Raw genomic sequence first — 20,640 nt, 5'->3', positions numbered from 1 at the left:
TAAATATAACTGTATTATCTGTAATTTAATTCCATTACTTTTCGATGCTTGCTACCTTTATATTTAGCAAGCGGTCGAATAAGTTTGTTGGCAGCATGTTGTTCCATAATATGTGCTGACCAACCAGTAATTCTAGAAATAACAAATATAGGTGTGAAAAAATCTGTGTCAAAACCCATTAAATGATACATCGGACCAGTAGGGTAATCGACATTAGGGTGGATATTTTTCTTTTTGATCATTACTTTTTCAACGATGTCATAAATCTTTTCAAACTTTTTATCTTTTTTAAGTTTAGCAACTTTACCAAAATAATTTCTCATAGTTGGAACTCTAGAATCTCCTGATTTATAAACTCTATGACCAAAGCCCATAACTACTTCTTTATTTTTAAGAGCGTTATTAATCCATTTTAGAGCATTTTCTGGTTTTTTAATTCTGTTCATCATGTGCATTACCTCTTCATTTGCACCACCATGCAATGGACCTTTCAAACTAGCAATTGCACCAGTTATTGCTCCATGAATATCAGATAAACTACTTGTAATTGTTCTAGCAGTAAAAGTTGAGACATTGAAACTATGTTCAGCGTACAATATTAGAGAAACATCAAATGCTTTAACAATTTCTTTTTGAGGCACTTTTCCAAAACACATATAGAAAAAGTTTTCTGCAAAAGTTAAATTCTTTTTAGGTTTAATTATTTTTTTACCACTTCTAATTCTGTAAAAAGCAGCAAGAGCAGTAGGAGTTTTTGCAAAAATTCTTAATGCTTTTCGCATATTAGCTTCTGGAGTAGAGTTGGAGGTTTCTTTGTCTTCTAATCCCATTACACTAACTGCTGTTCTTGCAACATCCATCGGATGAGATTTTTTTGGCATGTGTTTTATAATTTCATATAAATTTTTTGTAAGCTCTCTATTATTTCTCTCCTCTTTTTCAAATTGTCTTAATTGAATAGTGTTAGGTAGATCTTTGTTTAAAATTAAATAAGCGACTTCCTCAAATCTGCAATATTCACATAAATCTTGAGCAGCATAACCTCTATATGTCAGAGAATTAATCTCTGGCATAACTTTTGAAACTTCAGTTTCATCTACAACAATTCCAAGTAAACCTTTTTTTATATCATCACTCATTATTCATGTCCTTCTGTACTAAAATTATAAATTTTTTCATCTAAAGAATTATATTTTTCATATTCTACCAATTCATATAATCTTTTTCTTGTCTGCATCTTATCAATTATATTATTTTGATGTCCATTTGCATAAATGTCTCTTAATCCATCTTCAACGTTTTTCATTGCTAGCCTTTGTGTAGTTACTGGATATATAACAATATTATAACCAAGGTTTTCTAACTCTTTATAGTTAAATAATTTGGATTTACCAAATTCTGTCATATTAGCTAACAAATAACATGAAAGTTCTTTTCTTACTTTTTCAAAATCTTTTTCATCATGTAAAGCTTCAGGAAATATAATTTCAGCTCCAGCATCAATATACGCTTTACATCTATCAATCATTTTATCAATTCCCTCAACACTTTTTGCATCTGATCTTGCTATGATTTTAAAATTTTGATCTTTTTTTGTAGCAACACATTCTTTTATTTTTGAAACCATGGCCTCTGTTGAAACAAGTTCTTTATTATCTAGATGACCGCATCTTTTTCTTTCGATTTGATCTTCCAAATGAACACCAGTTAGCCCAAACTCTTCAAAAGTCTCTATAGTTTCTTTACAAGATTTAAATCCTGTATCTATATCAACTATTGTTGGAAGATTTGTTACCCTAGATATTAAATAAGATCTGGTACTCACATCTTGAAGGGTTGTTAAACCAATATCAGGAAAACCAAGATCATTAGCCATAACACCTCCTGATACGTAAACTGCATCATAACCAATTTCCTCAATCAATTTAGCTGTTAGAGGATTGTAAGCTCCAGGAACCCTCAGAATTTTATTTGATTTAAGTTTTTGGTCAAAATCTATTCTTTTTTGGCTTGGTTCTTTTTCAACAAAGTGCATTAAAAAATTCCCTTTTTCAAATTTCTTTTTAACTTACTTTTTTTAATCTCAATATTTAGTTTATCTAATTGTCCAGCTTTTAAGTTTTTTAGATTTTGAACATTTCTTAAAAAACGATCACTCTCTTTTTTATCTAAAATGCCATCTGTTAGAGTTAAAAATTTATTTATATAATTCTCTCTTTTAAATGGTCTTGCTCCATATGGATGAGCATCAGCTTTATCTAGTTCCTCAGCTACTTTTTTCCCATTGTTCAATGTAACAACAACTTTTGCTCCAAAAGATTTCTTTTTTGGATCTGGATCATGATATTTTTTTGTCCATTTTTTATCTTCATAGGTTGTTATTGAATTCCATATTTTAATAGTACTTTTTCTATTAGCTCTTGATTTTGTATAAGATTTTACATGATGCCAATCACCATCTTCTAGGGCGACTGCAAAAATATACATAATAGAGTGATCCAATGTTTCTCTACTTGCATTAGGATCCATTTTTTGTGGATCATTTGCACCTGTTCCAATTACATAATGTGTATGATGACTTGTATAAATATCTATTTTTTTGATTTGATTTAAATTTGGTATTTTGGTTTTTAATTTCTTTGCAAGATCTATTAAAGCCTGAGATTGATACTCTGCAGAATATTCTTTTGTATAAGTTTCTAATATAGCTTTTTTACTTTCTCCTTTTTTAGGTAATGGAACTTTATATTTTGCTTTTTTACCATCAAGAATTCTTGCGATTACACTATCTTCACCTTCATAAATTGGGCTTGGAGCACCTTCACCTCTCATAACTCTATCAACAGCTTCTATTGCTAGTTTCCCTGCATGTGCGGGTGCATATGCTTTCCAGCTAGAAATTTCTCCTTTTCTTGATTGTCTTGTAGAAATAGTTGTATGAAGCGCTTGCTGAACTGCTTGATAAATTGTTTCAGTATTTAATTTTAACATAGATCCTAATCCTGCAGCAACACTTGGACCTAGGTGAGCAATATGATCTACTTTATGTTTATGTAAACAAATTCCTTTAACTAAATTTACCTGAACTTCGTATGCCGTAATAATACCTCTTAATAAATCTAAACCACTCTTTTTATTTTGTTGAGCTACGCTCAATAGTGGGGGAATGTTATCACCAGGATGACTATAATCTGCAGCTAAAAAAGTATCATGAAAATCAAGTTCTCTTACAGCAGTTCCATTTGACCAGGCTGCCCATTCACAATCAAATTTTAGTTTTGAATTAACTCCAAAAATAGTTGCTCCATTTTTTCTAGAATGCTTCAAAGCCATTTCTCTTGATGAAATAACAGGCCTTCTATTTAAAGAAGCAATAGCAACTGAAGCATTATCAATAATTCTATTGATCACCATTTCAACTGCTTCTTTATTTAGTTTAGCATTATCACTTGCAATTTCTGCAATTTTCCAGGCAAGTTGTTTTTTCTTAGGTAAATGAATTTTAGACGGAAAAACTTTAACTGTATGTAGTAACAAAATAACTCCTTATAAGTGATTTTGTTTTAATAGCTAAAATAAATTAATCAATATTAAAGATATTCAGATATGATTTTTTCAATACCAACAAAATCTTTTATTAGGTGATTATGGTATATTTCGTCAGATTTTTTTTCAGTATATCCATACTTTAACAATATCATTGGAATATTTGCTGCTTTCGCTGAATTTGCATCTGTTTCACTATCTCCAATCATAATAGATTTTTTTAAATCTCCATCCAATATTTCTATCACTGTCGTTAAATGTCTAGGATCGGGCTTGCAATAATCAAATGTATTGTACCCCGCTACATATTCAAAATAATCATAAATCCCGATTTTTTTTAAAAGATCAACAGCAAGATGCTCAGTTTTGTTAGTGCAAACAGCCATAGAGATTTTTTCATTCTTACACCAATTCAAAAAATCTTTTACTCCATTTATTAAAGTGCTTTTGTTATAAATATTTTTTCCATAGAAAGACAAAAATTCATCAGTCATTTCGTTTTGAATTTTTTCATCAAACCATTTCCATTGACCGTTAGCTTTTGCCATCATAGCTTTTGCACCTTTGCCAACTGCATTTTTTAATTCACCTAATGTTTTTGTTGGATAACCAAATTTTTTCATTACATGGTTGTGTGCTGTAATTAAATCTGGAGCTGTATCTATTAAAGTTCCATCTAAATCAAATAATATTGTAAATTTTTGTTTCATATTAAAAGTATTTTAAAGAAATAATTTGTGAATTAATTAACATATATACTTAATGTAAAGAAAATCTAGATGAAACTTACAAAGCAGCAAAATAATCAAAACAAACTTCGAAATAAGTTTTTAAAAGCTGGAGTTAAAATGACAGGTCCTGAAACTGTTTTTTTTTCAAATGATACCAAAATTGGAAAAGGAGTTACAATCGAACCTTATGTGGTAATTGGCTCTAAAGTTAAAATAGGAAATAATGTAGTAATTAAATCTTTTTCACATTTAGAATCTTGTAAGGTAGAAAATAAAGTTGAGATAGGTCCTTATGCAAGAATTAGACCCGACACAATTCTTAAAGAAGGTTCAAAAGTAGGTAATTTTGTAGAGATTAAAAAATCAACTGTTGGAAATAAATCAAAAATTAATCATTTATCTTATGTCGGAGATAGCAATATTGGTAAGATGGTAAATATTGGTGCTGGAACAATTACTTGTAATTATGATGGTGTAAAAAAAAGTAAGACAATAATTAAAGATAAAGTATTCATAGGATCAAATTCATCTTTAGTAGCTCCTGTAAAAATTGACAAAGAAAGTATTGTTGGTGCAGGGTCTGTAATAACAAAAAATGTTAAAAAAAAATCTCTAGCACTAACCAGATCTGTACAAGTGGAAATTAAAAATTATAAAAGAAAGATAAAATAAATTATGTGTGGAATTATAGGAATATCTAGCAACAAATCTGTTTCTGCAAATATAATAAATTCTTTAAAAAAACTTGAATATAGAGGTTATGACTCTGCTGGGGTTGCAACTTTATTTGATGGTCAGCTATATGAAGTTAAATCTGAAGGAAGAGTTGATAATTTAGAACAAAACTTTGATTTAAAATCTTTAAAAGGTAATATAGGAATAGGTCATGTCAGATGGGCTACTCATGGAATTCCTAATAGTATTAATGCTCACCCACACTCATCAGACAATGTGTCTGTTGTCCATAATGGAATAATAGAAAACTCAACAATTTTAAAAAAACACTTAATTAATAAAGGTCATGTTTTTAAATCTCAGACTGATACTGAGGTAATTGTTCATTTAATTACAGAAAATTTAAAAACTATGGAACTTGAAGAGGCATTAACCAAAACTTTAAAACAACTTCATGGAAGTTTTGCACTAGGTATAATTTTTAAAGATATGCCTGATTTGATTGTAGGGGCGAGAAGGGGATCACCATTAGCTGTTGGTTATGGTCCAAATGAAAATTACTTAGGGTCAGACTCTTATGCTTTAAAATCCATGACAAACAAAATTACTTATCTTGATGATGGAGAGTTTTGTATTGTTAAAAAAGATCAAGTTCATTTTTATAATGAAGAGGGCAAGAAAATTAACAAAAAAATTTTAGAATTATCATCTAATGAATCAACTTATGATAAGGGTGACTTTAAACACTTTATGGCTAAAGAAATAGAAGAGCAGCCTGTAACAATTAAAACTGGAATCAAAGAGTATTTAGATAGTGTAAATAATGAGATAAATATTTTCAATTTTCCATGGAAAATCAATGAAATTAAATCAGTTACTTTAATTGGTTGTGGTACTGCTTATCATTCTTGTTTAATGGCAAAATATTGGTTTGAAGAATTAACTTCTTTAGATGTTAATATCGATATAGCTTCAGAGTTTAGATATAGAAACAATCGATTTAAAAAGGAAAGTTTATATATTTTTGTTTCTCAGTCTGGAGAAACTGCAGACACTTATGCAGCTTTGGATCTTTGTAACAAAAATAAAATGAAAACATGTGCGGTAGTTAATGTAATTGAAAGCTCTATAGCAAGAGACTCAAATTTTGTTTTACCAATTCACTGCGGACCTGAAATCGGGGTTGCATCTACAAAAGCTTTTTTAGGTCAAATACTTGTTTTATATATTTTAGCTTTAAAAATTGGATCTTTGTCTGGTCAAGTTGATAAAAAAAATTATCAAGAAAAAATCAAAGATCTTAAAAACTTACCAAATTTAATAGAAAAAACTTTATTAATAGATAATGATATTCAATCAATCTCCTCAACATTTAATGAAGCTAAAGGATCAATGTTTCTTGGAAGAGGTTTCTCTTTCCCAATAGCTTTGGAAGGAGCGTTGAAATTGAAAGAATTATCTTATGTTCATGCAGAGGGTTATCCGGCAGGTGAAATGAAACATGGACCACTTGCTTTAATAGAAGAGGGGATGCCAGTTGTTGTTCTAGCACCAAGAGACATTTACTATAAAAAAACAATTTCCAACATGCAGGAAGTTATAGCAAGAGGTGCTAAAGTTCTTTTAATTACAAACAAAAGCAAGGATGAAATTGTTTCAGAGAATATTTGGGAAACTATTCAGGTTGAAAATACCAATGATGATCTATTACCATTCCTTTTAACAATTCCGCTTCAAAAGCTTGCTTATTATTCAGCTTTGAAAATGGGTTATGATATAGATAAGCCAAGAAACTTAGCTAAATCCGTCACAGTTGAATAAAGTTTAAACTCTGCTAAAACATCCCTAGGTTGAATATGAAAAATTGGAAAAAAAATAGTTGGAGAAAATATCCGGTTAAACACATACCGGAATATCCAGATAAAAAAGAACTTAATAAAGTTTTAGATAAAATTGGAACTTTTCCTCCTTTAGTTTTTGCTGGAGAGACTAGGCACCTAAAAGATCAATTAGCTGATGTTGTAGATGGAAAAGCATTTTTACTTCAAGGTGGAGATTGTGCAGAGAGTTTTGCTGAATTTAACCCTGATAATTTAAGAGATACATTTAAATTAATTTTGCAAATGTCTTTAGTTTTAACTTATTCAGCATCTTTACCAGTCGTTAAAGTTGGAAGAATTGCTGGCCAATTTTCTAAACCAAGAAGTTCTCCAGTTGAAAATAAAGATGGTCTGGAGCTTCCTAGTTATTTAGGTGATAATATAAATGGAATGGAATTTACTGAAAAAGCAAGAATTCCTGATCCAAAAAGATTATTTAAAGCTTATTCTCAGTCAGCCTCAACTCTTAACCTTATAAGAGCATTTTCAAAAGGAGGCTTTGCAGATTTGAACAAAGTTCATTTATGGAATTTAGGCTACATTAAAAAAAGTCCAGAAGCTAAAAAATTTAAAGATTTAGAGGATAAAATTGCAGATGCTATAGCATTTATGAGAGCGTGTGGAATTACATCAGATTTCAATAATAGATTATATACGGTGAATTTTTGGACATCACACGAAGCGTTATTGTTACCTTTTGAAGAGGCAATGACTAGAACAGATTCTACAACAGGTGAGAACCATGATACCTCAGCTCATTTCGTTTGGATTGGAGATAGGACAAGACAACTTGATGGAGGACATGTAGAATTTTGTAGAGGAATTGAAAATCCTATTGGTATTAAATGTGGACCAACTTTAAAACCAGATGATTTGATTAATCTATGTAACCGTATTAATCCAAAAAATGAAAAAGGTAAAATAACTCTAATTTCAAGATTTGGAGCAGATAATGTTTCAAAATTTTTACCAAAATTAATTAGAGCAATTAAAAAAGAGGGATTGAATGTAATTTGGTCTTGTGACCCATGTCACGGAAATACAATTAAAGCTGCAACAGGTTTCAAAACTAGACCATTCAACAGTGTACTGAATGAAGTAAAAAATGTTTTTGCATGTCACCAAAGTGAAGGAAGTTACGCAGGAGGTCTCCATATTGAGTTAACTGGACAAGATGTAACCGAATGTATTGGTGGAGCACAAAAAATTTCTGAAGAAGATCTTTCTTCAAGATACCATACTCACTGTGATCCCAGGTTGAATGCCAACCAAGCTTTAGAATTAGCTTTTATGATTTCAGATGAGATTAAAAAGAATAGCTCATATTCTAAAAATGCAGATAGAGCGGCATCTTAAGACATTGTAAAATCTTAATTATAAAATAATTTTTAAACAATGAATGTTACAGAAAAAGCAAAGTATATATCAGATTGGATTAAAAACTATGTAGACAATATGCCTTCAAAGGCTCAGTCTCTTGTTATAGGAATATCTGGGGGTATTGATTCATCTGTTTCTAGCACCTTAAGTGCTATGACAGGTTTGAAAACAATAGTTTTGTCGATGCCAATTAAGCAAAAATCATATCAACACGATCTAAGTTTAAAACATCAAGAATGGTTAGTAAAAAATTTTAAAAATGTTGAAGCACATACAATTAATTTAGATGAATTGTTTTTGGCATTTAGTTCAAGTTTATCTAAATTTGATAACGAGCATGGAATGGCAAATTCTAGAGCAAGATTAAGAATGACTACACTTTACCAAGTTGCTGCAGCCAATAAAGGAATAGTAGTTGGAACTGGTAATAAGGTAGAAGATTTTGGTGTAGGATTTTACACAAAATACGGAGATGGAGGTGTAGATATTTCTCCCATAGCAGACTGTAATAAATCTCAGGTTTGGGAACTCGGCAAAGAACTTGGCATTTTAAATGAAATTATTGAAGCAGCACCTACTGATGGTTTGTGGGATGACGGTAGAACAGACGAAGGTCAGCTTGGATTAAAATATGAAGAACTTGAGGAAGCTATGGATAATCCTAAATCTTCCAATAGAGCAAAATACGAAACCATTAGAAAACAAAATTTGCATAAAATGGAGCCTATTCCAGTATGCAAAATTCCAAATTAATCAAATAGATTCACAAATCTATAATTTAAGTATATTTCTAAAATTATGAGTAACGATATTTTTTTAACAAACAATCTTACAAACAAAAAAGAAAAATTTGTTCCAATAGATGAAAAAAATGTAAGAATGTATGTTTGTGGACCAACAGTTTATGATGATCCTCATATTGGTAATGCTAGACCAATAGTTGTTTTTGATATCCTTTATAAAATTTTTAAAAAAAAATATTCAAAAGTTACTTATGTTAGAAATATTACAGATGTAGATGATAAAATTATTAAATCTTCAAAGGAAAATAATATTTCAATTTCAGAGCTAACAAATAAAGTAACTGAAAGTTTTGGTGAAGATTGTAATTATTTAAATTGTGAAACACCAACTCATCAACCTAAAGCAACTGAAAATATTGATTTGATGATTGAAATGGTTTCTGAATTGATCAAAAAAGGTTTTGCTTATGAGAATAACAGCCATGTTTATTTTGAGGTTCAAAAGTTTAATGATTATGGTCAGTTATCAAACAAAAAACTAGAAGACTTAATTGCAGGATCAAGGATTGAAATAAGTGAAAATAAAAAAAATTCAGAAGATTTTGTTTTATGGAAGCCATCAGCAAGTGATGAACCTTCTTGGGATTCTCCATGGGGAAAAGGAAGACCTGGATGGCATTTAGAATGTTCAGCAATGTCAAAAAAATTTTTAGGAGATGAGTTTGATGTTCATGGAGGTGGTATTGATTTAATATTCCCCCATCATGAAAATGAAATAGCGCAATCAAGATGTGCTAATGATACAAAAGTATTTGCTAATTTTTGGTTGCACAATGCATTTATTACTATGTCCAATGAAAAGATGGCAAAATCTCAAGGTAACATTTTAAAAATAAAAGATTTTAGAAATAAGATAAGTGGCCAGGTTTTAAGATTAGCTTTAATGAGTGCGCATTATAAACAACCATTAGATTGGAATGATAAACTTTTAGAAGATTGTCAAAATACTATTAATAAATGGTACAATGTTTATGTAGATAGTAAAAATAATGCAGATATCTCGGATGAAATTCTTAAACCTCTGTATGATGATTTAAACACACCAGGTTACATAGCAAATTTACACAAATTATATGAAAAAGCACTAAAAGGTAATGACAATGATAAAGCTGTATTTGTTTCTGCTTGTCAGTTCGTAGGACTTTTAAACCGAAATAAAGATGAGTGGTTAAGCTTCAAAATGAGCAAAGCTTCTATTTCAGAAAAAGAAATTTTGCAGAAAATTGACGAAAGAAACAAAGCTAGAGAGAACAAAAATTACGAGGAAGCTGACAAAATTAGAAATGAGCTTTTAGACAAAGGTGTTTTAATAGAAGATAAAGATGGTAAAACGACTTGGAAATTTAAATGAGTAAAGAACAACTTTATATTTTTGATACAACATTACGTGATGGTGCACAGACGCAAGGTGTTGATTTTTCCATCGATGATAAGAAGAAAATTTCATCAGCATTAGATATGTTGGGAGTTGATTATGTAGAAGGAGGTTGGCCAGGCGCTAATCCAACAGATACAGAATTTTTTAATAAAGATCATAATTTTAAATCAGCTAAATTAACCGCATTTGGCATGACAAAAAAATCAGAACATAGTGCTGAAAATGATCCAATGTTATCATCATTAATTAATTCAAAAAGCTCAGCAGTTTGTTTATTTGGAAAATCATGGGATTTTCAAGTGAAAGTTGCCTTAGGAATTACTAATGAACAAAATTTAACCAACATAAGCGAAAGTACCAAGCATATTGTTAAATCAGGTAAAGAATTTATGTTTGATGCAGAGCATTTCTTTGATGGTTATAAATCTAATCCAGAGTATGCATTGTCATGTTTGAAAGCTGCTTATGATAATGGAGCTAGATGGATTGTATTGTGTGATACTAACGGTGGAACACTTCCAAATGAAATTTCTAAAATTGTAACTGAAGTAAGCAAACATATTCCAGGAAATAAATTAGGAATACACGCTCATAATGATACTGAAAATGCAGTAGCAAATAGTCTTGCTGCAGTTCAAGCAGGAGCAAGACAGGTTCAAGGAACTATAAATGGTTTAGGTGAAAGATGCGGTAATGCCAACTTGATGTCATTAATACCTTCATTTTTCTTAAAGAAAGATTTTTATGATAAATTTGAACTTAGTATTAAGAGAGAAAATCTGAAAAATTTAACTCAATGCTCAAGATTGCTAGATGAAATATTAAATAGAAAACCTAACAAACATTTACCTTATGTAGGCGCATCAGCTTTCTCACATAAAGGTGGAATGCATGTATCTGCAGTTCAAAAAGATCCAAAAACTTATGAGCACATTAATCCTGAAGAGGTAGGAAATTCTAGAAATATTATAGTTTCAGATCAATCAGGACAATCAAACATAATGTCTAGATTAAATTCAATTGGAATTAACGTTGAAAAAAGTGACCCAAAAATTAAAAAACTTTTAGATGAAGTTAAAGATAGAGAGTTCATTGGTTATAGTTACGATGGTGCAGATGCATCTTTCGAATTACTTGCAAGAAGACTAATGGGAGAGATACCAAGATATATTTCAATTAATGAATATGATGTTTCTGTAAAGAAAGATAAAACAGGAGAAATCATTTCTTATGCTAAAGCTCAATTAGAAGTGGACGGTGACAAAATTTTATGTGAAGGGAAAGGAAATGGACCTGTTAATGCTTTAGATAATGCAATTAGAAAGAATGTAAATAAGCTTGCAAAATATTCAGAGTATTTGAAAGATTTAAGGCTTGTAGATTATAAAGTTAGAATTTTAAATACAGGTACAGAAGCAGTTACAAGAGTTAGTATTGAAAGCACAGATGCAAAAGGAGTGAACTGGTTCACAATTGGAGTATCACCTAATATAATTGATGCTTCATTCAAGGCTTTAGTGGATAGTTTAGATTATAAATTATTTAAGGATAAAGCTCCTGGAAGTTTATAAAAATGAAAATTAAAAAATTTTCAGAAAAACCAACAGATATCGATAGTAGAATAGGGGCAAAGCCTATCGTTTGTTATCCAAATACCACTATTGAAGATAAAAATTTAAGTATTTTACATTCTGCAAGAGAGCATTTGGTTAAAAAAGATGAAGTAATCATACCTCCAAGAGACGCGAAAACATTTGAGGTTAAATTTGGGGAGTTTTTCAGAATTGAAAGTGTAGATGGCCCACAGGTAGGAGATCTAAATTTATTTAATTTAAATAATCTAGAGGAAAAATTTTATTCAGGAAAAACAAGAGCTTTATATGGAACGCATCTTTCTGTTGGAGACAAAATGTTTAGTAGTTTTCCATATCTAAGGTCTTTAGCTACAATAACTTGGGATACTTTGGATTGGTATGATTATGATAAAGACGGTGGTTCTGTTCATGATGTAATTGGTACTAGATGTGATCCTTATACTTCTAAACTTTTAAGTGATAATGATTACCACTACTGCTGTCATTCAAATTTAACAAGAGCATTAGTTAAAGAAAAAAATGTTCAATTAGATCATGCAGAAAAAATAGTTCATGATGTATTAAATGTATTTATGCTTACTGGTTTTACTAATGATACTAAACAATACTTTATGAAAGCTAGTCCAGTTAGACCAGGGGATTACCTGGAGTTTTTTGCTGAAACAGATATATTAGGAGCTCTTTCTGCTTGTCCAGGAGGAGATTGTGGATCAGAACACTCTTCTGATGTTGCAAAATGTTATCCTTTGAAAGTTACTATTTGGTCAGTAGATTCTAAATATTTAAACAATATCAAACCTTCTGTTACTTCTAACTACAACAGAAATCATGGCATTGATTAATGTCAGTTAATAATATTTCTTTCATTTTACATAAGCCTCAGCTTTCAGAAAATATTGGAGCTTGCGCAAGAGCAATGAAAAATTTTAATTTTCAGAAATTAGTTGTCGTAGATCCTAAACCAATATTTCCTAACGATAAAATTTTAGCAACTTCTGTTGGTGCAAAAAATATTATTAATAAAGCAAAGAGTTATGAAAATTTAGAAAGGTCTTTAAAGGATATTGATATAGTTATCGCAACATCCGCAAGATTTAGAAATAAAAATATTAAGCACATTCAATTAGAGGATTTAAAAAAAATTAATTATAAAAAAAAGATAGCTTTCCTATTTGGATCAGAAGCTTCAGGTTTATCCAATAATGAAATTAGTTATGCCAATTATACCCTTCAAATTCCAACAAATCCTGATTTTAAGTCATTAAACCTCTCTCATAGTTTGATAATTATTGCTCAATATGTATCAAGTATTATTTATTCAAAAGTGTCCTCTTTTAATAAATCAAATAAGGTAAAATCTGCCTCAAAAAAAGAGATTGTTGCTATGGCTAATTTATGTATCCAGAATCTGGAGGAGATTAATTTCTTCAAATCAAAAGAGAAGAAGCCAATAATGCTTGAAAACTTAAGAAATATCTTTTACCGGATGGAATTATCATCAAAAGATACTCGTATTTTATCTGGTGTATTTGCCAGTTTAGGTAAAAAACGTTGATTGACAAAAGTAAGAGTAAGTTTATAAAGCCCACTATTAAATGACAAAAAGATTAAACTCTAAACACAAAGTAGATAGAAGATTAAAGGTTAACTTATGGGGTAGACCGAAAAGTCCTTTTAATACTAGAGCTTATGGACCTGGTCAGCATGGTCAAATAAAAACATCTAAGCCTTCAGATTATGGAATTCAGTTACAAGCTAAACAAAAGTTAAAAGCTTACTACGGAAATATTAATGAAAAACAGTTCAGAAATATTTACAAAAGAGCAGTTATGCTCAAAGGAGATACTGGAGAAAATTTAATTGGTCTTTTAGAGAGAAGATTAGATGCAGTGATTTACAGAGCAAAATTCGCAACAACTATTTTCTCATCTAGACAATTAATTAATCATGGTCATGTAAGAGTTAATGGTAAGAAAGTAAATATTGGAAGCTATCTGGTTAAAGAAGAGGATACAATTGAAATTAGAGATAAATCTAAACAATTAGCAATCATTGATATCGCTCTAGCAAATAAAGAAAGAGAAACACCAGAATACATCCAAATGGATGAGAAAAATAAAAAATTAAAGTTTGTAAGAATTCCTAAATTTGAAGAAGTTCCTTATCCAGTGATTATGGAACCTAACTTGGTTATTGAATATTATTCAAGATAACAAATGATACAAAGAACATCTAGAGAGTATGTTCTAAAAATTTTAAAAGAAAATCAAAATAATTGGAAGATATTGGATATTGGATGTAATATTGCTCCAGTTGAATTTGCACAAACAGTCGCTGATGTTCAGAATTTTTCTAAATTTTATAAAGAAAAAAATAAAAAATTTGTATTAATTAAAGACAAAAATCTTCCATTTTTAAATAACCAATTTGATTTTGTTTACGCTAGTCATGTAATAGAGCATGTGGAAGATTTACCTTTTTTTATAAGTGAACTAAAAAGAATATCGAGACAGGGTTATATTGAACTTCCATCAATTTTAGAGGACAATATCGTTCTTTCAACAAATAGTAGTGATGATCATAAATGGATGTTCAAATTCGATGATGTTGAGAAAGTTTTATTAGTTGAAAAGAAAAAACAATTAATTGAACCATTTATAACACATGGGGTTTTATTCGATTCTTTGAGAAAAAATTTTAGAAGTAGTTTAGTTTTAGAACTTTATTGGGAAAATGAAATTAACTATGAATTTAGAGATTTTACCATAAAAGCAAAAAAACCTATTTTTTTTTCAATAATAAAAAAATATTTTAGTCACTTTATTAGAAAGAATAAAACAGTTTCAGTATTTACTGTTTTAATATTAGTTTTAATATTACTTATGATAAATGGTTTTAATTTTTAAAATTAATATCTTTTTCTTCAAGAACCTTTTTAAGCTCTCCATTTTCGTACATTTCCTTAACAATATCACACCCACCAACAAATTCTTTTTTAATATACAATTGAGGAATTGTTGGCCAATCACTGTAAACTTTAATACCTTCTCTGATGTTTTGATCTTCTAAAACATTTACACCTTTAAAATTTACTTCAAGAATTTTTAACATGTTTGAAACAGCCATTGAAAAACCACACTGTGGAGCATCAGGTGTTCCTTTCATAAACAAACACACATCATTATTGTCAATGTGTTCTTGAATTATATTTTTTGTAGTATCGTCCATTATTGCTCCTTTGTTTTAATTGCTAGGGCATGTAATTCATTTCCCATACGTCCTTTTAGAGAATTATATACCATTTTGTGTTGTTCAATTTTACTTTTTCCTGAAAACTGAGAAGAAGTCACAGTCGCCGAATAATGATTTCCATCACCTGCTAAATCTTGAATCTCTACAACAGCATCAGGCATTGCTTCTTTAATTAAACTTTCAATTTCTTTTAAATCCATTGCCATTAGTTACTCATATAGTCTTTAAGCCACTTTGTATTTGAACTTGTTAATTCGTCAATTGTAACTTTTGTCTTATCGTCAAAATATAGTTCATTTTCACTTATTGTACCAAGTTCGTCAAAATGGACAGCATTTTTATTCAATATATCTGTGACTTTTTTTAAATCTTTTTTACTAACCTCAATAATGTAACGCCCTTGATCTTCACCAAAGAAATATTCCAATTCATTGATTAAATATTTTGGTTTATTTAAATTTATTCCTTTGTTACCTTTGATACACATTTTGGCTACCGCTGTAATAATTCCACCTAAAGAAACATCATGAGCACTTTTGATTAGATTAATTTCGATAAGTTTCAATAAAGTTTCTCCATTATTTTTTTCATTAAATAAATTTATTTCAGGAGGAGGACCATTTTTTTCATCTAATATATTTCTTGCAAATAAAGTTTGATCTAAATGTCCCTCTGTTTTTCCAATAACTAAAACCACATTATTGATCTCTTTAAAATCCATAGTGATCATTTTATTATAATCCTTTATCAAACCCACACCTCCAATAGCAGGAGTTGGCTTTATGCCTTCATCTTTAGTTTGATTGTAAAAAGAAACATTTCCTGAAACTACTGGGAATTTTAAATACTCACTTGCTTCACCAATTCCTTGAACACATTCGACAAACTCACCCATATTCTCTTCATTTTCAGGGCTTCCAAAATTTAAACAATTAGTAATAGCTATAGGTTTTGCACCAACAGCAATTAAATTTCTAAAACTTTCACAAACAACTTGTTTTCCACCGGTAAGAGGGTGAGCCCAACAATATACAGCAGAACTGTCTACTGATGCAGCTACAGCTTTATTTGTTCCATGTACTCTCACAACCCCAGCATCTCCACCTGGTTTTTGAATAGTATCTCCCATAACCGTATGATCATACTGCTGCCAAATCCAATCTTTGCTACAAATATTTGGGTTTGCTAAAACTTTTTTCAGAACATCTATAATTTTGAAATTTTTTAATTCTTCTTTTTTAATTTTATTTTTTTTAGGTAACTTTGCTTTTTTCCATTTACGATCATACATAGGTGAATTTTCGACTAATGTATTTACAGGGATGTCTGCTACCCTTTCATTATCAAAATAAAGTTGAATTTTTTTTGAATTAGTAGTTTTGCCAATTACTGCAAAATCTAAATTCCATTTATCAAATATTTTTTTTGCTTGTTTTTCTTTTCCATTTTCTAAAACAATCAACATTCTTTCTTGGCTTTCAGAGAGCATAATTTCATAAGGTGTCATCTTAGTTTCTCTACAAGGAACTTGGTTTAGATTTATTTCAATTCCAAGATTTCCTTTTGATGCCATTTCTATACTTGATGATGTTAATCCAGCAGCTCCCATATCTTGTATAGCTATAATTGATTCTCCTGCCATTAATTCTAAACAAGCTTCCAGTAAAAGTTTTTCAGTAAACGGATCGCCAACTTGAACAGTAGGTTTCTTTTCTTCTATTTTGTCATCAAAACTTGCTGAAGCCATACTGGCTCCATGAATTCCGTCTCTACCTGTTTTTGAACCAACATAAATAACTGGCTTGTTTAAACCAGTTGCTTTTGAGTAAAAAATTTTATCTTTTTTAACCAACCCCAAGGTCATTGCATTAACCAAGATATTTCCATTATATGAACTATCAAAACTTGTTTGTCCTGCAACAGTTGGAACACCCATACAATTTCCATATCCTCCAATTCCATGAACTACACCTCTAATAAGATTTTTTGTTTTTTTGTGTTGAGGGGAACCAAAATGAATAGAGTTTAAATTTGCAATAGGCCTTGCACCCATTGTAAACACATCTCTCATAATCCCACCAACACCTGTTGCTGCTCCTTGATAGGGCTCAATAAAAGACGGGTGGTTATGGCTTTCAATTTTAAAAACAATGGCATCATTATCTTCAATATCAATAACACCAGCGTTTTCTCCAGGACCTTGAATGACCTTTTTTCCTTTTGTTGGAAGTTTTTTTAAATGAAGTCTTGAAGATTTGTATGAGCAATGTTCATTCCACATTGCAGAAAAAATACCAAGTTCAGTAATATTTGGTGTTCTTTTTAATAATTCACAAATTTTAACATATTCATCTTTTTTTAAACCATGATCAATAGCTACTTGTTCGTTTACTATCATTTTAAATTGTTAATTAAATTACTAAAAAAAATTGAACCATCTTCTCCAGATAAACAATTATCAATCATTCTTTCAGGATGAGGCATCATCCCTAAAACATTTTTTTCTTTATTAAAAATTCCAGCAATATTTTTAATTGAACCGTTTGGATTAAATTGTTCTTCTATTTTTCCATTTTTATCACAATAATTTATTGCAACTTGATCATTATCTTCAATTTCCTTTAATTGATCTTTTGTACAAAAAAAATTCCCTTCATTGTGCGCAATATGAAATTCTAGGACGTCATTCTTAATATTATTAAAATAATTATTTGTTTTGTTATTAATTTTTACGAAAACATTTTTGCAAATAAATTCTAAATATTTGTTTCTTAATAGGACACCTGGGACAAGTCCAGTTTCAACTAATATTTGAAATCCATTACAAATTCCCATCACCATACCACCAGTGTTAGCAAAATTAATGACTGACTTCATGATTTTTGATTTAGATGCCATGCTCCCACATCTTAAATAGTCACCATATGAAAATCCCCCTGGTAATACAATTAAATCACTTTTTGGAAGTTCAGCATCATCATGCCAAACCATTTTATTCTTAAATCCAAATTTTTTTAGAGCTACATCCATATCTCTATCGCAATTAGATCCAGGAAAAGTAATGACAGATGATTTCATTAATTACTTTAGATCAATAATTTTATAGTTTTCAATTACAAGATTGGCTAAAAGTTTTTTGCACATTTCTTCAACTTTATCTTTTGCTTTTTTTGGATCATTTTCTTTTGTATCAATTTCAAAATATTTACCTTGTCTAACTTCATTAACATCATCAAAGCCCATGCCATCTAAAGTTTGATGAATAACTTTACCTTGTGGATCTAAAACATCTTTTTTTAAAGTGATTATTACTGAAATTTTCATTTTTTCTTTCTCTTAACAGATGATAATTTTGTTACATTCACGGCACTTACATTTGATTGTTCATGTAAAATACCTAATCTTTTAGCAACTTCTGTGTAGGCTGGAATCAAATCACCTAAATCTTTTCTAAATCTGTCTTTATCAAGTTTTTTATCAGTAATACTGTCCCAAAGTCTGCATGTATCTGGACTAATTTCATCTGCTAGTATTACTTCTTGCTTCCCATTAGATTTTAACCTTCCAAATTCTAGTTTGAAATCAATCAATTTTATTCCAACCCCTCTAAACATTCCAATCATAAAGTCATTAATTCTTAGTATCATTTTTTTGACTTTATCAATTTCGTTCTTACTAGCCCAATCGAAAGCTATTATGTGCTCTTCTGCAATTAGAGGGTCGCCTAATTTGTCATCTTTTAAGCAGTATTCAATTAATGGTTCTTTTAAAACAGTCCCATCCTCAATACCCAATCTTTTAGTGATAGATCCTGTTGCAACATTTCTAACAATAAATTCAATTGGAATTATCTCAACTAGTTTTATTATTTGTTCACGCATATTTAATCTTTTCACTAAATGATTATTAATTCCTATTTGAGATAAATTTGAGAGAATATGTTCAGATATTCTATTGTTTAAAACACCTTTACCTTCAATTGTAGTTTTTTTTTGATTATTGAATGCTGTCGCATCGTCTTTAAAATATTGTATAACTAAGTTTTTATCATTTGTTGCATAAATGATCTTTGCTTTACCTTCGTATAGTTTTTTTCCTTTTTTCATTATTTAAAAACTCTTCTAAAGATCAAATGTACATTTTTAAAGTGTTTTGCGTAACTAAATATTGATTTAAGCCTTTTTGTTGTAATTTTGCTCATAATAAACTTATCATTAGATATCACATCAAATAAGTTTAGGTTTTCTGCAAAACACTTTTTCGCATATGATTGAACCATTCTGTAAGATTTTTCTCTACTTAAACCAGATTTAGTTAACTCTAGCATAACTTCTTGAGAGAAAATTAGCCCTTTTGTTATATTCAAGTTTTCTAACATTTTTTTAGGATAAACAATCATGTTGTCCAAAATATTTGTTAACCTAACCAACGCAAAGTCTGTTGTAATATTTGCATCAGGACCAATGTTTCTTTCAACACTTGAGTGTGAAATGTCTCTTTCATGCCATAGCGCTATATTTTCTAAAGCTGGTAAGACAGCACTTCTAACCATTCTAGCTAAACCAGTTAAGTTTTCACTTAAAATTGGATTTTTCTTATGTGGCATCGCAGATGATCCTTTTTGTTTTTTTGAAAAGTACTCTTGTAATTCATAAACCTCTGTTCTTTGCAAATGTCTTATCTCAATTGCAACTCTCTCAATTGAACCTGCAATAATACCTAAAACTGAAAAATAAAAAGCATGTCTATCTCTTGGAATAACTTGAGTTGAAATTGGCTCAACTTTTAAACCTAGTTTTTTTGCAACGTGCTTTTCTACATTTGGACTTATATTTGCAAAAGTCCCAACTGCTCCTGATATTGCACAGGTTGACACCTCATCTATTGCATCTTTAAGTCTTTTTCTGTTTCTTTTAAATTCCTCGTAAAAAGAAGCTAATTTTAATCCAAAAGTAACTGGCTCAGCATGAATTCCATGACTTCTTCCCATACATGGTGTCATTTTGTATTTTTTTGCCTGTTTCTTAAGTACTTTTAAAATTTGATCGATATCTTTGAGAATTATTTTTCCAGATTGAACTAATTGAATATTAAAACTGGTATCAAGTACATCTGATGAAGTCATGCCTTGATGTAAATATCTTGCTTTAATTCCTGCTTTTTCTGTAACAGAGGTAAGAAAAGCTATAACATCATGTTTAACTTCGGATTCAATTTTATGTATTCTATTTACATTGATGACTGCTTTCTTTCTAACAATTGAAGCTACCCCTCTTGGTATTTTACCAAGTTTTTCCATAGCCTCAGCAGCTGCAACTTCTACATCTAACCAAATTTTATATTTATTTTCCTCTGACCAAATATCAGTTAGTTCTTTTCGAGAGTATCTTTTAATCATTA

At 30.0% G+C, this 20,640-nt stretch carries 21 protein-coding genes; 10 read left to right on the top strand and 11 right to left on the bottom strand.

Features of this window, described 5'->3' with window-relative positions:
- Positions 1–14 precede the first annotated feature (14 nt).
- The 4 genes from ACTTBE_RS02485 to ACTTBE_RS02470 are packed head-to-tail and all read right to left on the bottom strand — an operon-like array spanning position 15 to position 4,256.
- Positions 15–1,139 (bottom strand): bifunctional 2-methylcitrate synthase/citrate synthase, encoded by a 1,125-nt coding sequence (locus ACTTBE_RS02485; protein WP_262589057.1) that lies wholly within the window; start codon positions 1,137–1,139, stop codon positions 15–17.
- Positions 1,139–2,035 (bottom strand): methylisocitrate lyase, encoded by an 897-nt coding sequence (prpB, locus tag ACTTBE_RS02480; protein WP_440651517.1) that lies wholly within the window; start codon positions 2,033–2,035, stop codon positions 1,139–1,141. Before prpB ends, ACTTBE_RS02485 begins: the two co-directional genes overlap by 1 nt.
- Positions 2,035–3,537 (bottom strand): MmgE/PrpD family protein, encoded by a 1,503-nt coding sequence (locus ACTTBE_RS02475; RefSeq protein WP_440676998.1) that lies wholly within the window; start codon positions 3,535–3,537, stop codon positions 2,035–2,037. Before ACTTBE_RS02475 ends, prpB begins: the two co-directional genes overlap by 1 nt.
- A gap of 53 nt (positions 3,538–3,590) precedes the next feature.
- Positions 3,591–4,256 (bottom strand): HAD family hydrolase, encoded by a 666-nt coding sequence (locus tag ACTTBE_RS02470; RefSeq protein ID WP_440676997.1) that lies wholly within the window; start codon positions 4,254–4,256, stop codon positions 3,591–3,593.
- Between the two features lie 69 nt (positions 4,257–4,325).
- On the opposite strand from ACTTBE_RS02470, the gene ACTTBE_RS02465 reads away from it, so the two are divergent.
- The 10 genes from ACTTBE_RS02465 to ACTTBE_RS02420 are packed head-to-tail and all read left to right on the top strand — an operon-like array spanning position 4,326 to position 14,894.
- Positions 4,326–4,949, top strand: a complete 624-nt coding sequence (locus ACTTBE_RS02465) for a DapH/DapD/GlmU-related protein (RefSeq protein WP_440676996.1) — start codon at positions 4,326–4,328, stop codon at positions 4,947–4,949.
- 3 nt (positions 4,950–4,952) lie between these two features.
- On the top strand, positions 4,953–6,773 hold the full coding sequence (glmS, locus tag ACTTBE_RS02460) for a glutamine--fructose-6-phosphate transaminase (isomerizing) (RefSeq protein WP_440676995.1): 1,821 nt from the start codon (positions 4,953–4,955) through the stop codon (positions 6,771–6,773).
- 35 nt (positions 6,774–6,808) lie between these two features.
- Positions 6,809–8,188 (top strand): class II 3-deoxy-7-phosphoheptulonate synthase, encoded by a 1,380-nt coding sequence (locus tag ACTTBE_RS02455; protein WP_440676994.1) that lies wholly within the window; start codon positions 6,809–6,811, stop codon positions 8,186–8,188.
- A gap of 39 nt (positions 8,189–8,227) precedes the next feature.
- A complete protein-coding gene (nadE, locus tag ACTTBE_RS02450; protein WP_440676993.1) occupies positions 8,228–8,965 on the top strand; it encodes an NAD(+) synthase in 738 nt (245 codons plus the stop codon).
- Between the two features lie 45 nt (positions 8,966–9,010).
- The gene (cysS, locus tag ACTTBE_RS02445; protein WP_440676992.1) at positions 9,011–10,366 is read left to right on the top strand and encodes a cysteine--tRNA ligase; all 1,356 of its coding nucleotides are present in this window, start codon (positions 9,011–9,013) and stop codon (positions 10,364–10,366) included.
- The gene (gene cimA / locus ACTTBE_RS02440; RefSeq protein WP_440676991.1) at positions 10,363–11,964 is read left to right on the top strand and encodes a citramalate synthase; all 1,602 of its coding nucleotides are present in this window, start codon (positions 10,363–10,365) and stop codon (positions 11,962–11,964) included. The genes cysS and cimA overlap by 4 nt, the downstream gene beginning before the upstream one ends.
- Positions 11,965–11,966: 2 nt before the next feature.
- Positions 11,967–12,830 carry an urea carboxylase-associated family protein gene (locus ACTTBE_RS02435; RefSeq protein ID WP_440676990.1) on the top strand — a complete coding sequence of 288 codons (864 nt, stop codon included), beginning with the start codon at positions 11,967–11,969 and terminating at the stop codon, positions 12,828–12,830.
- Positions 12,830–13,543 (top strand): RNA methyltransferase, encoded by a 714-nt coding sequence (locus tag ACTTBE_RS02430; protein WP_440676989.1) that lies wholly within the window; start codon positions 12,830–12,832, stop codon positions 13,541–13,543. Before ACTTBE_RS02435 ends, ACTTBE_RS02430 begins: the two co-directional genes overlap by 1 nt.
- 40 nt (positions 13,544–13,583) lie before the next feature.
- Positions 13,584–14,201 carry a 30S ribosomal protein S4 gene (gene rpsD / locus ACTTBE_RS02425; RefSeq protein WP_440676988.1) on the top strand — a complete coding sequence of 206 codons (618 nt, stop codon included), beginning with the start codon at positions 13,584–13,586 and terminating at the stop codon, positions 14,199–14,201.
- A 3-nt stretch (positions 14,202–14,204) separates the two neighbouring features.
- Positions 14,205–14,894, top strand: a complete 690-nt coding sequence (locus tag ACTTBE_RS02420) for a methyltransferase domain-containing protein (protein WP_440676987.1) — start codon at positions 14,205–14,207, stop codon at positions 14,892–14,894.
- Here ACTTBE_RS02420 and grxD read toward each other — a convergent pair.
- Genes grxD through purB form a run of 7 tightly spaced genes read right to left on the bottom strand, consistent with a single transcriptional unit; the run spans position 14,884 to position 20,638 of the window.
- Entirely contained in the window at positions 14,884–15,216 is a 333-nt protein-coding gene (gene grxD / locus ACTTBE_RS02415; protein WP_440676986.1) for a Grx4 family monothiol glutaredoxin, read from the bottom strand. The two genes, ACTTBE_RS02420 and grxD, sit on opposite strands and share 11 nt — an antisense overlap.
- The gene (locus ACTTBE_RS02410; RefSeq protein ID WP_262589071.1) at positions 15,216–15,446 is read right to left on the bottom strand and encodes a BolA/IbaG family iron-sulfur metabolism protein; all 231 of its coding nucleotides are present in this window, start codon (positions 15,444–15,446) and stop codon (positions 15,216–15,218) included. Before ACTTBE_RS02410 ends, grxD begins: the two co-directional genes overlap by 1 nt.
- A complete protein-coding gene (gene purL, locus ACTTBE_RS02405) occupies positions 15,446–17,638 on the bottom strand; it encodes a phosphoribosylformylglycinamidine synthase subunit PurL (protein WP_440676985.1) in 2,193 nt (730 codons plus the stop codon). Before purL ends, ACTTBE_RS02410 begins: the two co-directional genes overlap by 1 nt.
- Positions 17,635–18,318 (bottom strand): phosphoribosylformylglycinamidine synthase I, encoded by a 684-nt coding sequence (gene purQ / locus ACTTBE_RS02400; RefSeq protein WP_440676984.1) that lies wholly within the window; start codon positions 18,316–18,318, stop codon positions 17,635–17,637. Before purQ ends, purL begins: the two co-directional genes overlap by 4 nt.
- Positions 18,319–18,321: 3 nt before the next feature.
- Positions 18,322–18,564 carry a phosphoribosylformylglycinamidine synthase subunit PurS gene (gene purS, locus ACTTBE_RS02395; RefSeq protein WP_440633465.1) on the bottom strand — a complete coding sequence of 81 codons (243 nt, stop codon included), beginning with the start codon at positions 18,562–18,564 and terminating at the stop codon, positions 18,322–18,324.
- Positions 18,561–19,346 (bottom strand): phosphoribosylaminoimidazolesuccinocarboxamide synthase, encoded by a 786-nt coding sequence (gene purC, locus ACTTBE_RS02390; RefSeq protein ID WP_440676983.1) that lies wholly within the window; start codon positions 19,344–19,346, stop codon positions 18,561–18,563. Before purC ends, purS begins: the two co-directional genes overlap by 4 nt.
- Entirely contained in the window at positions 19,346–20,638 is a 1,293-nt protein-coding gene (gene purB / locus ACTTBE_RS02385) for an adenylosuccinate lyase (RefSeq protein ID WP_440676982.1), read from the bottom strand. The genes purC and purB overlap by 1 nt, the downstream gene beginning before the upstream one ends.
- Positions 20,639–20,640 lie beyond the last annotated feature (2 nt).

It is taken from the genome of Candidatus Pelagibacter sp. HIMB1587 (assembly GCF_052047775.1).
In the GTDB taxonomy this organism is placed as follows: domain Bacteria; phylum Pseudomonadota; class Alphaproteobacteria; order Pelagibacterales; family Pelagibacteraceae; genus Pelagibacter.
The sequence above is the reverse complement of the archived record's forward strand: the minus strand, read 5'-3'. Positions and strand labels throughout refer to the sequence as shown.

Coding starts and splice junctions, on each gene's coding strand:
- ACTTBE_RS02485 (WP_262589057.1), bottom strand. CDS start 1,139: ATGAGTGATGATATAAAAAAAGGTTTACTTGGAATTGTTGTAGATGAA.
- prpB (WP_440651517.1), bottom strand. CDS start 2,035: ATGCACTTTGTTGAAAAAGAACCAAGCCAAAAAAGAATAGATTTTGAC.
- ACTTBE_RS02470 (WP_440676997.1), bottom strand. CDS start 4,256: ATGAAACAAAAATTTACAATATTATTTGATTTAGATGGAACTTTAATA.
- ACTTBE_RS02465 (WP_440676996.1), top strand. CDS start 4,326: ATGAAACTTACAAAGCAGCAAAATAATCAAAACAAACTTCGAAATAAG.
- glmS (WP_440676995.1), top strand. CDS start 4,953: ATGTGTGGAATTATAGGAATATCTAGCAACAAATCTGTTTCTGCAAAT.
- ACTTBE_RS02455 (WP_440676994.1), top strand. CDS start 6,809: ATGAAAAATTGGAAAAAAAATAGTTGGAGAAAATATCCGGTTAAACAC.
- nadE (WP_440676993.1), top strand. CDS start 8,228: ATGAATGTTACAGAAAAAGCAAAGTATATATCAGATTGGATTAAAAAC.
- cysS (WP_440676992.1), top strand. CDS start 9,011: ATGAGTAACGATATTTTTTTAACAAACAATCTTACAAACAAAAAAGAA.
- cimA (WP_440676991.1), top strand. CDS start 10,363: ATGAGTAAAGAACAACTTTATATTTTTGATACAACATTACGTGATGGT.
- ACTTBE_RS02435 (WP_440676990.1), top strand. CDS start 11,967: ATGAAAATTAAAAAATTTTCAGAAAAACCAACAGATATCGATAGTAGA.
- ACTTBE_RS02430 (WP_440676989.1), top strand. CDS start 12,830: ATGTCAGTTAATAATATTTCTTTCATTTTACATAAGCCTCAGCTTTCA.
- rpsD (WP_440676988.1), top strand. CDS start 13,584: ATGACAAAAAGATTAAACTCTAAACACAAAGTAGATAGAAGATTAAAG.
- ACTTBE_RS02420 (WP_440676987.1), top strand. CDS start 14,205: ATGATACAAAGAACATCTAGAGAGTATGTTCTAAAAATTTTAAAAGAA.
- grxD (WP_440676986.1), bottom strand. CDS start 15,216: ATGGACGATACTACAAAAAATATAATTCAAGAACACATTGACAATAAT.
- ACTTBE_RS02410 (WP_262589071.1), bottom strand. CDS start 15,446: ATGGCAATGGATTTAAAAGAAATTGAAAGTTTAATTAAAGAAGCAATG.
- purL (WP_440676985.1), bottom strand. CDS start 17,638: ATGATAGTAAACGAACAAGTAGCTATTGATCATGGTTTAAAAAAAGAT.
- purQ (WP_440676984.1), bottom strand. CDS start 18,318: ATGAAATCATCTGTCATTACTTTTCCTGGATCTAATTGCGATAGAGAT.
- purS (WP_440633465.1), bottom strand. CDS start 18,564: ATGAAAATTTCAGTAATAATCACTTTAAAAAAAGATGTTTTAGATCCA.
- purC (WP_440676983.1), bottom strand. CDS start 19,346: ATGAAAAAAGGAAAAAAACTATACGAAGGTAAAGCAAAGATCATTTAT.
- purB (WP_440676982.1), bottom strand. CDS start 20,638: ATGATTAAAAGATACTCTCGAAAAGAACTAACTGATATTTGGTCAGAG.